Origin of the sequence: Microbacterium sp. (genome assembly GCF_011620665.1) — a bacterium.
In the GTDB taxonomy this organism is placed as follows: domain Bacteria; phylum Actinomycetota; class Actinomycetes; order Actinomycetales; family Microbacteriaceae; genus Microbacterium.
Map to the genome: position 1 here is coordinate 1 of NZ_WOYQ01000048.1, position 10927 is coordinate 10927.

Here is a 10927-nt window from a genome sequence, read left to right on the forward strand (position 1 = left end):
GTGCACACATAGGTGCACACATACGTGTGACGCCACGTGGTGTGCTGTGACGCCGGGAAAGGAAAAACCCCCGGAATTCCGGGGGCTTTTTGGAGGGGATGACGGGAATCGAACCCGCGCTATCAGCTTGAGGTCGATTGTAGAGCTGCATGCCCGGCCACGACCCCCAGGCGAACTATTACTGCGCGCAGTCGCGCGGCTTTCGCGCACGGTGCGAATAGGGATCCTATCCGCGCCGATTACTTCAAGACCGAGTCAAGCCAACACAGACCCCGCAACCGGTTTGGGAGGTTATGAACACGTCGCGGGGGATGGGATGACACTGGCCCCCATGGCGGACCGTGCCTGCGTTATTCGAACACCCGACCAGCGTTTGCGGGTGTTCGTGAGTTCAACGCTGCGAGAGCGGGCGGCGGAACGTCGGGTGATGCGCGACGTCATGGACCGCATGGCGCTGGCTCCGGTGATGTTCGAGCTCGACCCCACCCGCCTCGCTCGGGAATCACGAAGAGAGGCGCTCGTGCCCTAGGCCGTCCTTGGCGGGACCGTCGACGCGTCGGGGGTGGACATGCGTGGTGTGCGCCGTGCGAGCAGGATGAATGAGATCCCGACGGCGATGAACCAGACCCAGAGCAGGATGCCGTAGCCCCAGTAGAAGAAGGGCGCGGCGTATCGGAGTGCTTCGCTGAGCATGCCCAGCGCCCCGGTCGCGACCCCGAGCCACCCCAGTGCGCGTGGCATAACGACACCTCTTGTCATCACGAGAGAGATCAGGAGAATCCCCGCCGCGGACAAGACGGCGACGATCGCGGGAGTGTTGTTCTCGGCCACGATGGCCTCCGCCGCGATGGCGAACCGGTCACGCTCCGGAGCACTTGCGGCCATGTACTGGTCGCTGAGATACACCAGCGTGAGCGAGCCGCGGCTGGTAACGGGGATCGCGAGGAACATCGCCCATGACAGCCCTCCCAACAGCGCGCCGATCAGCGCAAGGCTCTTGTTGACCTGGCTCAGCGCGATGAAGAGGGCGACAAAGACCAGCACAGCGAGCACGTTCGGGAGGATCCACAGCACCTGCTCCAGCATGTAGGGCACCTTGTTGGCGGCGATGAACTCGAGCGTCTCCGCACCTCCGTCCACCGGCGGCGGAGCGATGAAGTCCACGACAAGCGCGGTGATCAGCAGCAGCACAAAGACGATCGAGCCGATTCCGGCGACGAAATAGAGCGTGCGCCACGTTGGCTCGTTGGTCTGGATGCGGGTATCTGGCGCGTTCACGATCATCTTGTTGCCTCATCCTCCGCGCTCAATCAGTCGGACCATCAGCGTGTTGGTGTGTCCGGCGCGGGGGCCAGTTGGCTCCCGGTGTCTCTACACTCATCCTGCTCGGGCCGCAGATAAAGGGCCTTTGGTCCCTCGACCTGTCATTCCGTCGGCTCGGCGGCACAGCCGAGACGGAGACATTACCGGGGACTCTGCCGTCCCATCCCCGGAACAGTGGGCGGTGCCGGGAAGGTCAGGCGCTCGAGGGCCCAGGAGCCGCGGGGAGGTGTCTACTTCCGATACGAATCAGGATGACCATCTGCACGATCATGCTCGCGACGCACCCCCCGATCGCGAACGCGATCACAACGCGCAGGATGAGAGCCCAATCGACTGCGGGATCGGCGAACTCGAAGGGAAACACCTGCCAGAGCTGAACGAGCATGACCAGCGCCACAGTCGAACTCGCCAATTCCCCGGCAGCCCGTAGCCAACGCCGATCGAACACAGCGTTGAGCGAGTTGACGACGATGCCGACGATGAGTGAGAGATTCACGAGAAAGATCACATCGACCGCTTCCGCGGTGACGAAAGGCACGGCACGCCAGCCGGGGACGGCGTTCACCAGCACGAGCAGCACCCCGCTCACGGCCACGGCGACGGCGTACCCCACGCGTCGCCTAACTGAGCCACGCAGGGCGGGCGAGGACGAACTCTCGAAAGGACCGGTGTGGGACGACATGGCGCCATGCTCCCCGGTCCCCGATGCACTCTATAGGGCCAAAGGTCACGCGAACCGTCAGCGAGCGTGGCCAGCCCTGCGGATGCGGGAGGCGTCGTAGGACGTTTGGCACTGCCGGCCCGCGCGGGTGGCGACGAGACTGCGAGTGCAATCGATCGGAAGGAATGGGGATGCGCGTGCGAGTGATCTCTGGACCCATGTTCCGCACCACCGGAACGTTGACAAGACCGATTCGGCGTACGGTGGGGCTCGCCGCGGTGGAGTCATGAGCATCCCCCGGCTCGCCGGGGTCGCCCTGCTCGTTGTCCAGGCGTTCGTCGCCGTGACCGCGTTCCTCGGCGGTCTTGCCCTCACACTCGGAGCCCTGGCGCCAAGCATGGCCACGGCGTTCAGTCCCCCCGAGGACTACCTGGCGGGCACTCCGTTCACCAGCTACCTGCTCCCCGGACTCTTGCTCGGTATCGTTGTCGCCGGCACCCACACGCTCGCGTTCGTCCTTGTCCTGCGCCAGCATCCGTGGGCCGTTCTGGCCTCTGCGGTCGCGGCGTTCGCCGTCCTCATCTGGATCTTCATCCAGATGATCTTCATCCCCTTCAGCTTCCTGCAGGCTGTCTACTTCGTATCCGGCGTCGCCGAGGCCGGGTTCGTGATGGTACGGCTTGGACTGTTCACGCGCATCCCGAGGGTTGCCTGATGCAGCAGATGGTGCCGTGGCTCATCTTCTGCGTTCTGTTCGTGGGGTTCTGCATATGGAAGCCGCTGGCGGCTCGGATGTTCATCGGCCTGTTCTTCATCGTGATGGCGATCGCGGTGAACTGGGTGTTGTCGTTGGCCGCACCAGACCTTTTCGTGGGTCTGGGTGCAAACGCCCCCCTTCTGAGCTTCTATGAATGGGTCTTCACTGACGTGGTCGCGCGAGCCCCGCAGGCGGTGGGGATACTCGCGGGAGTCGGCGAGATCGTCTTAGGTGTGCTCATGTTGTCGAAGGGCCGCTGGGCCGCGGTCGGACTCGTCGGAGCGATCGCGTTTCTCCTGCTCATCACGCCACTCGGCGTGTGGACCCTTCCCAATCCGATCATGGCGCTCGGGCTCGGTTACCTCGTGACCAAGCCCCTGGGCAAGAGCCTCGCCGACGTCGTCAGAGCAACCATCCACCGCGTGAAGAGTCACGGCAGTCGTCCCAGCAGTATGCCGGCGGAGTCCACCAACGACATCGGCTGATGATTGCGGGCCACTGGCCCCTCCCGTGGGCCGACCCAGCGGGACATCGCGAGCGAACCCCCTCTCAGAAGGAGTTGCATCAGATGCACATCGTCTTCGGAATCGCGCTGATCGTGCACGCGCTGATCACCCTTGCCATCTCTGCAGGGTCGTTCGCCCCGCAGCAAAACATCCCGAATCCGAATTGGCTGCGCTGGTGGCCGTCCCAGCTAGGGCAGTCCTGGATATTGCCCGGCATCGGATGGCGCGGCGGTCTAATCTGGTTGGTCGCGGGTCTGCTGCTGCTCGGCGCGGGGCTCGGTTTCTTCGGATTCCTTATTCCCCTCGCCTGGTGGATCCCGCTCGCGATCGCCGGGGCGACCCTTGGTCTGATAGCGCTGATCCTCTACTTCCACCCCTACTATCTCCTCGGCGTGCTCATAAACATCGGCATCCTGTGGGTCGCACTGAACGCCGTGCTCCGTCCGGATTCGTCGATGGCAGAGTTCTTCGGCGCCCAGGCGTGTTGCTGAAGGCGCTGCCCGTGTAACCGATCCGCGCACACAGGACAGCCCCAAGAAGATTTACCGCAACCACGCGGTGACCGCGACGCAGCAGCGGAATGACCTTCTCGAAGGTCGTATAGGACGAAGCGATACCGTGCACCAGAACGACCAGGGACCCGCTGCCCTCATCCAGCGCGATATGGAGACCCGGCTTCCGCCATTGTCGGAACCACTCAGTCAGCCGCCGCACACCTCACTATGTCGATGGCTCCGTCGTCAAGCAGATTGTGATGCCTGCCCGTGCTCGCCGGCGGAGCGCTCACGGGGCGGCGCAGGAGGTTCTCACCCACTCACCTCAGTCTCGGGGGCAGTGTCATCTGTGGAGGCGGAGAGCTAATCTGTGTGCGAGCCAGGAGGCATCATGCACGCTGTAGTGGTCTTCGAATCAATTTGGGGAAACACAGAGCAGCTCGCCCGCGAAGTGGCGGCGGGGCTGGGCGGAGAACGCACAGAGGTGGTCGACGCGGCGTCGGCGCCCGTTGCTCTGGAGGCGGATGTCGATCTGCTCGTCGTCGGTGGACCCACACATGCGTTCTCCATGTCAACCTCCTCGACGCGGGAGGCAGCCAAACAACAGGGTGCCGCACAGGTCCCGACCCGGGGCATTAGGGAGTGGATAGAGGCGGTTTCGTCACCGGCTCGCGCGGTGCCCGTGGCGACGTTTGACACACGAATGGTCACGCCGAGGCTGCCCGGGTCGGCAGCGAAGAAGGCGATGAAGCGGCTCGTGGCCCTGGGCTTCCGTCCGCTCGCCAAACCAGAGACGTTCGGCGTCCACGGCTACTCCGGGCCTGTTGCGGACGGCGAACTCGACCGGGCGCGACGCTGGGGAGCGGAGCTGGCGGGTCTATCGGCTCCCGCGCTGAGTCCAGACGCATAGGCGCGCAAAGTCCACACCCACGCGCGCACGTTCCTTCGGCAGTGCAATCCCGCAAGGGGTTCGCAAGTGACATTACCGCGGGACCTTCTGCCCTGTGCCCACATTCAGTGCGGAGTGGAATGGTCACCGCAGGCAACGAGCAGGAGCAGGACGCCGTGAGCGACATCACTTCTTGCTCTGGTTCATGGGCAGCGTCCGGGATCTCCTTGCCCGCACCGAGAGCGGGTCTGCTCGCGTGGCGAACATCGCAATAGCGTCCGGAGTGACCTGGGTCGGGGCGGGCTTGGTCGGTCAATCACCGCAACTGACGCTCACCCTGATGTCCGGCCCAGCCTCGGATGGATCATCTGCGATGTTGCTTGAGGAACTCGGATTTGCCATGCTCATCATCGCCAACATTCCGCTCGTCGTGCTACTGGCGGGCGGTGGCAGTGCTCGCTTTTCGAGTCTCCGCTGTTCCCGCATGGGTGGGCTGGCTCTCGACGGTGACAGCGGTCGGCACGCTCGTACTCGCACTCTCGGTCATTCGCCCGGAGGGAGCACTGGCCCCGCAGGGTTGGCTCGTCTATGTGCTATACATGCTTCCCGTGATCTGGCTGGTCGCCATGACCACTGTGGCCATCCGGCGCTCGGGACTAGCAGGGACCGCGTTTGAGGAAACGGTCGCGTAGTCCCCTTGGGGTGTGAACAAAGACGTGAACAAATGAGGAGATCGAGTGCAGGCGAGTGCAGGATCTAGGAACTCGGCACCCGCGTGATTGCAGTCGAGCGCAGAGTTTGAGATTGAGTGCAGGCGCGGTGACCTCAATACACTAGGGTTCAAATCCCACCGTCACCGCCATTCTGGGCCAGATCGACGTCCTTCCCGGACAGTCTCGATCTGGCCCATTCCTTTTGGTTCCGTCTCGTTCCGTCTCAGATGTGGGCACGGCATGGTCAGGGATTCTCGTGAACCTCGTGCCCTCGTCGTCGAGGGAAGGTCGTCGGGGGAAGATTGAGAGCGTTCGGGCACGACTGAGACCGATCGACGGCGATCGAGGACAACGTCGCAAGGCACCGTGCCCACGGTTTGCCCACACTTGTTCGTGTCGCGCGGTTACCCACGGTAGGTCGGCCGCTCGCAGGCTTGAGCATACGGACTCCCGAGGTTCCGGACTGGCATCAGCCAGCGGATCCGGCATGCGTGCGTGATGGGATTCAGGCTCGTGCGATCTCGTCGAGCCAATGGGCGAGCTGTCCGACCGCGTCGGTGAGTGTGAGGTCCACCGTGGCGGACTCGGCGGCCCTCGCGAAGCTGGTGTCCCAGTGTGGGTGGGCGGTGACTGTCGCTGGCCAGGCCCGTGGCTGGACTCCAGCGATCTTCGCCTCGGCGGCGCGCGCGGCGAAGACATCCTCGATGGCGCGGCGAATCTCCGCAGGCGACGGATTGCCCGTGGCGCGGACGAGGTCACGCAGCAACAGCAGGTCGACGACATCGCGGGCGCGATCGTTGATGTAGACGGGGGGACTGTGCGGGTCGGTGCACGCATGGATCTTCTGCGCGATCTGATAACTCATCGACAGACCCGCGATCCGTTCCGGCGTTGGCAGACCGAACCCCGCCAGCGACGGCGCTGCGAAGGTGTCGGGTGCGGATCCGGCGCCGCCCTCGTCCGGCGCGATCTCGATCTGCACGCGCCGCCAGGTCACCCCACGCAATTGCACAGTGATGTGGAACCGGCGAGGCTTCACGACCAGGTGGGGGACGTCGATGATCTCGACGTCGTCACGGACGAATGTGAGCGGCCCCCACGGCTCGCTGAGTGCACCATCAAGCTCGGCGAGGAACGCGTCGATGTCGCCGCGGATGAGGCCGTCGATGTCCTGGGTCGTGCGAGACATTCCGGGGAGTCGGTACTGCATCATGGTGCCGCCCTTGAGCAGGAACAGCGGCGCCCCGGAATCGTCCACGGCGCGCTGCAGCGCCGCGGAGACGACGGTGGCTGCGACCAGCCACCCCAGTCGCGGGCCGGCCGATCCGAGCTGGCACTGTGCCTGAGTGATCCATGCGTTGAGTATTCGAGCCGAGGCGGGAGCTTTGTCCTTCGGGTCGAGGTCGCTCATCGCCTGAGCGAGGTTCGCCCGGTCAGGCTCGGCCATCGCGATCCTGCAGTCGCTGGGTCAGCCGTTCTCGCTCCGCTATGAGAAGCAGACTCGTGCGCCCGGCACGCTCGATGGCTTGGCGCAGCAGGTAGGTCGGCACCCCCGAGGCGATGCCCTGATCGATCGCGGTCGTGACCGTCACGATCGGAATACCTTCCCACCACGTGACCTGGGACGGATCGAGGTCCTCGTAGTGCATGACGTAAGTCTCCCCACCTGCTCTGCGGAGGCGGCGGTGGCGGCTGACGGTCAGGTGGATGCGGTTCGGGTTGATGTCGCTGATGTCCCAGGCGGCGAGGGCCGTGTCGTGGCTCAGGCAGGCCTCCGGCGCCCCCGTCCACAGCGCGGCGAGGTGGTACTGGTCGAACTCCGTCGCCGCGACTTGCGGCACCCGGTAGACACCGTGCGCCACGTGCTCCAGTCGGCCTCGGGCGACCATCGTCGACAACTCTGCATGCGAGACGCCCTCCGTGAGGGCCTGCGCAGTCGTCACAAAGCCGTGCTGATCCAACGCTATCTCGCGGAGCATCTCCAACTTGGTCACGACAGGCATGTCAATACCTTAGCAAAATACGAAGGTATTGACATCCGAGTCCCCGATGTGTGAGTGATGCGGTGACCCGATCGCCCGTGCCATTCTCGAGGTATGGCGCGAACGTGGTTGTCGGTGACGGTTGAGCTGCTCGGTGGTCGGGCACTGAATTGTGGCCGTGGCCCCGGCCGGGTGTTCGCCGTTGGACCCTCCCACACCTTCCTCCAGTTCGCGGATGCGATCAACGATGCGTTCGCCCGGTGGGATCGGTCGCATGTGTCTATGTTCACCCTCGCCGACGGGCGGACGGTCACCGACGACGAGACCGGCGCGGAGCTGGCGGCGTCGATCGGGGGCCCGCTCACGGTGCCCATCGACATGGCCAGAGTGAAGGTCGCTCGGCTCGTAGAGCCGGGCGCTGAGTTCCAGTTCACCTTCGACCTCGGCGACGGCTGGACGCACCGCTGTGTGGTGGAGGAGGAGAAGGTCGATCCGCTGGAGGTGTTGGGTATCCGCCCTACCGCTCCGCTGTCGTACTGGGGTTGGGGGAGCATCCCGGATCAGTATGGTCGGCGATGGGCGGACGACGATGGGAGCGGTCCGGCGCCCAGGCGGCCGACCCGATCCCACCCGATGATGATGCACGCGTGGCCGGCGCTGGAGCCGGTGCCGGTTCTCGACCTGAAGGAATTGCGCTCTGCTCTCGCCACGAAGGATGCCGCTCGCCTCGTCGCCGCGGTCGCGGGACGCGACATCGACGACGCGTTGCAGCAAGTGGGATCCGGGATGCTGCTGACGCTCCGACAGAATCACGAGTATGCGGAGCCGCTCGCGTTGTCGGTCATCAACCGCCTCACGTGGCGCGGCGGGCCGGGTGATCGGATCCTGGCCGAGGACCTGCTGGCCACTCTGCGCGGCGTGCCGCTGCAGGGGCGGGTGCTGCCGGTCGATCTTGAGATGCTCAGCATCTTGTTGGAAGGGGCTCCTGAGCTGTCAACAGGCGCTTACCTCGACCTGCGCACGGGCGCGGTGTACGGCGGCAACGAAACAGATCCGATGATGGTCGGGGAGGATGCCGCGATCGACGTGGATAAGGAACCCGACCGTTGGATCTACCTCGCCGGGGTAGGTTCACGAGAAGGCTGGCAGACATGGCGGCCTTCGCCGAGCGGCAGCCGACCAGTCTCGGCGAGAGCGACTGGAGCGGGCGATCGAGGGCGGGGGTGCCTTCCGCCGATTCCGCGACCTCGCTCACGACGAAGGCATCGCCGAGCAGTGGGACCTCTTCTCATCCGATCGGCAACTGGGTCGTGCACGTGAGGTGCTCGCCGCCGAGGGCATCCGCGGGGCTCGCAGCATGGCCACCTCCGATGAATGAACTCGAGGAACCGTGCTGGGCTGTGCAGGCCGTCCGCGACTTGGAGGCGGCAGGGCGCCCTCGTGGCCCGCGGCTGATTCGTGGGCGGGTTTGAGCCTGTCGCCCAGGACGCTCCTGGCCTAAGCTCGTTCCTGAAAGCGGAGGCAGGTCTCTCCATTGGGTTTCTATACTGGCCCGGCGAGTCGTCCTCGTCCGGGCCAGTGGCACTCCTGGCATCCGTGCCCACGAAATGCCCACAATCGAACACGATCGAGCCCGATTGAACGGGATCGAGAACAGATTCCAGAAGGCTCGCAACGGCGGAATTCCGCGGGAGTCCGACCGAGACGGATCGAGGAGGATCGAACCTCTTTGGGTTCAAATCCCACCGTCACCGCCAGCGTCGAAGCCCCGAGATCCCTTGTAAACACTGGGATCGCGGGGCTCGCTCTCGTCGCCTTCACCTACTATCCCGACAAGCACCTCGATGAACCCGGGTACACGATCGACGAAGACCTTGAGTGGTGCGCGGAGTCGATGACTGCGCTTCCCATCGAGACCCAGCAGCAACTCATGGCCGAGATTCGGATGCTGGTCCTCGAGCCGACTCGCGACCGACAGGCGTTCATCAAGCAGATTCTGAGTCTCGCCGAGAGTGACATCGCCGGTGCGGCTGACCATCGGCGGTCGGCGGGTCGAAGCTGATTCGCGTTGGCAGTTGGCAGCGGCCTCTCTCTTCGTCAGCGGGCCGTTCCCTTCTGCGCACGGGCGGCCGACGCGAGCGCTTCCCATAGCGTGCAACTTGGCCTCGCGCCTCGGCTCGAGATCACCCGCTGTCTCCGTTATCGCGACCCACATCGACAGGATGCACCATCGGGCCAACCCAGGTCGGCAGCGGGCAGGCGCACGAAGGTTCGACCAGGCATGAACGGCTCTCCTGGGTTCAACGGGTCGCCATTCCGGTGTGCCCCGCAAATCCTTACATTCACCGAACATTCGGCTCGTCCGAGCGCGGATACGCTCAAAGAAGCGATCACCGCCCGGAGGAATAACGATCACCGCTTGGCGGAATGAGGTCAGATGCGGCGTTCTGGTACCGGTGGCACGTCGGTTGTCATGCTCGCGGATTGGAGAGGCTGAGGTGTCCCAGTCCATCGTCATTGCCGCCCGGCGGCCGGTGATCGAGATCGAGGGCGTCACGAAGTCGTACGCGCTCGGGACGGTGACCGTCCAGGCGTTGCGCGACATCACCCTCACCATCGACGGCGGGGAGATGCTCTGCATCATGGGCAAGAGCGGTTCGGGCAAGAGCACTCTGCTGCGCCAGCTGAGCCTGATCGACCGCCCCACGAGCGGACGCATCACTCTCGAAGGGCGGGATGTCCTCGCCCTCTCCGAGGGCAAGCGATCGGCCATGCGCCTGGCGCGGCTGGGCTACGTGTTCCAGGAGTATGCGCTCATCCCTGAGCTGACCGCGCAGGAGAACGTCTCGCTACCGGCGATGATGCTCGGCGCGCGGCCGAGAGAGTATCGCGCCCGCGCAGCCGCGCTGCTGGAGCAGGTCGGCATGGGCGAGCGCCTGCACCACCGGCCCAAGGAACTCTCGGGCGGTGAGCAGCAGCGGGTCGCCATCGCCCGGGCGCTGGTCAACAACCCGGCCATCGTCTACGCGGACGAGCCGACCGCCAACCTCGATAGCGTCTCCGGGCGCACGGTGATGCAGACGTTGGCGAGGCTGAATCGGGAGCTCGGTGTCACCGTGGTCTTCGTCTCGCACGACCCCGACGACAGTGCCTACGCCGGGTTGCTCATCGAGCTGAGCGACGGCGTCCTGGCCGGCAGGTCCCGAAGCGCCCCGCAGGAGCATGTCGGATGACCGCGTTCAGGAGCCTGCGGGTCGCGATATTCCTCGCCGTGCGCTCGATCAGCCGCGGAAACCTCGGCGTGACGCTGCTGTCGGTGGCGATGATGATCGTGGTCTTCATCAGCGTGTCGTTCCTCCCCGCGCTGATCAGCGGGGCGATCGTCGCGATCGATCGCTCAGTGGTCACCACGCTGACCGGCGACCTGACCATCACGTCGGCGAACGACCCGGTGATAGCGAATGCCGCCGAGTACGTCGAGCAGATCGATAGCACCGCGGGTGTCGACGCCGCAACGGCGATACGGCGAGTCGGCACCCAGATCGCGTTCGGCGACGAGTCGAACGCCTGGGGCGTGGACGCGATCGATCCGCGCAGCTTCT

13 protein-coding genes are annotated in these 10927 nt (G+C 64.9%); 9 read left to right on the forward strand and 4 right to left on the reverse strand.

Going from position 1 to position 10927, the window contains the following annotated elements:
* Positions 1 to 331: 331 nt before the first annotated feature.
* Positions 332 to 529 (forward strand): DUF4062 domain-containing protein, encoded by a 198-nt coding sequence (locus QZV81_RS06520; RefSeq protein WP_292834566.1) that lies wholly within the window; start codon positions 332 to 334, stop codon positions 527 to 529.
* On the opposite strand, the gene QZV81_RS06525 is transcribed toward QZV81_RS06520, so the two are convergent.
* Together QZV81_RS06525 and QZV81_RS06530 are read right to left on the reverse strand one after the other, a co-directional pair.
* Positions 526 to 1278 (reverse strand): DUF4386 family protein, encoded by a 753-nt coding sequence (locus tag QZV81_RS06525; RefSeq protein WP_292834569.1) that lies wholly within the window; start codon positions 1276 to 1278, stop codon positions 526 to 528. The two genes, QZV81_RS06520 and QZV81_RS06525, sit on opposite strands and share 4 nt — an antisense overlap.
* A 238-nt stretch (positions 1279 to 1516) precedes the next feature.
* Entirely contained in the window at positions 1517 to 1936 is a 420-nt protein-coding gene (locus QZV81_RS06530; protein WP_292834572.1) for a hypothetical protein, read from the reverse strand.
* Positions 1937 to 2270: 334 nt separating this feature from the next.
* On the opposite strand from QZV81_RS06530, the gene QZV81_RS06535 reads away from it, so the two are divergent.
* From QZV81_RS06535 to QZV81_RS06550, 4 genes are all read left to right on the forward strand, one after another.
* Positions 2271 to 2699 carry a hypothetical protein gene (locus tag QZV81_RS06535; protein WP_292834575.1) on the forward strand — a complete coding sequence of 143 codons (429 nt, stop codon included), beginning with the start codon at positions 2271 to 2273 and terminating at the stop codon, positions 2697 to 2699.
* Positions 2699 to 3226, forward strand: coding sequence for a hypothetical protein (locus QZV81_RS06540; protein WP_292834578.1), 528 nt, complete (start codon positions 2699 to 2701; stop codon positions 3224 to 3226). The genes QZV81_RS06535 and QZV81_RS06540 overlap by 1 nt, the downstream gene beginning before the upstream one ends.
* A gap of 83 nt (positions 3227 to 3309) precedes the next feature.
* A complete protein-coding gene (locus tag QZV81_RS06545; protein ID WP_292834581.1) occupies positions 3310 to 3738 on the forward strand; it encodes a hypothetical protein in 429 nt (142 codons plus the stop codon).
* Between the two features lie 394 nt (positions 3739 to 4132).
* Complete coding sequence (locus tag QZV81_RS06550) at positions 4133 to 4651, forward strand: hypothetical protein (protein WP_292834584.1); 519 nt, start codon at positions 4133 to 4135, stop codon at positions 4649 to 4651.
* Between the two features lie 1197 nt (positions 4652 to 5848).
* Here the strand turns inward: QZV81_RS06550 and QZV81_RS06555 are convergent.
* Entirely contained in the window at positions 5849 to 6790 is a 942-nt protein-coding gene (locus QZV81_RS06555) for a nucleotidyl transferase AbiEii/AbiGii toxin family protein (RefSeq protein ID WP_292834587.1), read from the reverse strand.
* Positions 6777 to 7346, reverse strand: a complete 570-nt coding sequence (locus tag QZV81_RS06560; RefSeq protein WP_292834590.1) for a type IV toxin-antitoxin system AbiEi family antitoxin domain-containing protein — start codon at positions 7344 to 7346, stop codon at positions 6777 to 6779. The genes QZV81_RS06555 and QZV81_RS06560 overlap by 14 nt, the downstream gene beginning before the upstream one ends.
* Before the next feature lie 93 nt (positions 7347 to 7439).
* Here QZV81_RS06560 and QZV81_RS06565 point away from each other — a divergent pair, with 93 nt between their 5' ends.
* From QZV81_RS06565 to QZV81_RS06580, 4 genes are all read left to right on the forward strand, one after another.
* Positions 7440 to 8645, forward strand: coding sequence for a hypothetical protein (locus QZV81_RS06565; RefSeq protein ID WP_292834593.1), 1206 nt, complete (start codon positions 7440 to 7442; stop codon positions 8643 to 8645).
* Between the two features lie 409 nt (positions 8646 to 9054).
* The gene (locus tag QZV81_RS06570; RefSeq protein ID WP_292834596.1) at positions 9055 to 9387 is read left to right on the forward strand and encodes a hypothetical protein; all 333 of its coding nucleotides are present in this window, start codon (positions 9055 to 9057) and stop codon (positions 9385 to 9387) included.
* Positions 9388 to 9823: 436 nt separating this feature from the next.
* Positions 9824 to 10558: an ABC transporter ATP-binding protein gene (locus tag QZV81_RS06575; protein ID WP_292834599.1), complete on the forward strand. Its 735-nt coding sequence runs from the start codon at positions 9824 to 9826 to the stop codon at positions 10556 to 10558.
* Positions 10555 to 10927: hypothetical protein (locus tag QZV81_RS06580; RefSeq protein ID WP_292834602.1), on the forward strand; the 373-nt coding region annotated here is incomplete at its 3' end. The genes QZV81_RS06575 and QZV81_RS06580, both read left to right, overlap by 4 nt.

What these genes read in the sequence shown, in the direction of transcription:
- QZV81_RS06520 (WP_292834566.1), top strand. Translation starts at nt 332, where the DNA reads ATGGCGGACCGTGCCTGCGTTATTCGAACACCCGACCAGCGTTTGCGG.
- QZV81_RS06535 (WP_292834575.1), top strand. Translation starts at nt 2,271, where the DNA reads ATGAGCATCCCCCGGCTCGCCGGGGTCGCCCTGCTCGTTGTCCAGGCG.
- QZV81_RS06540 (WP_292834578.1), top strand. Translation starts at nt 2,699, where the DNA reads ATGCAGCAGATGGTGCCGTGGCTCATCTTCTGCGTTCTGTTCGTGGGG.
- QZV81_RS06545 (WP_292834581.1), top strand. Translation starts at nt 3,310, where the DNA reads ATGCACATCGTCTTCGGAATCGCGCTGATCGTGCACGCGCTGATCACC.
- QZV81_RS06550 (WP_292834584.1), top strand. Translation starts at nt 4,133, where the DNA reads ATGCACGCTGTAGTGGTCTTCGAATCAATTTGGGGAAACACAGAGCAG.
- QZV81_RS06555 (WP_292834587.1), bottom strand. Translation starts at nt 6,790, where the DNA reads ATGGCCGAGCCTGACCGGGCGAACCTCGCTCAGGCGATGAGCGACCTC.
- QZV81_RS06560 (WP_292834590.1), bottom strand. Translation starts at nt 7,346, where the DNA reads ATGCCTGTCGTGACCAAGTTGGAGATGCTCCGCGAGATAGCGTTGGAT.
- QZV81_RS06565 (WP_292834593.1), top strand. Translation starts at nt 7,440, where the DNA reads ATGGCGCGAACGTGGTTGTCGGTGACGGTTGAGCTGCTCGGTGGTCGG.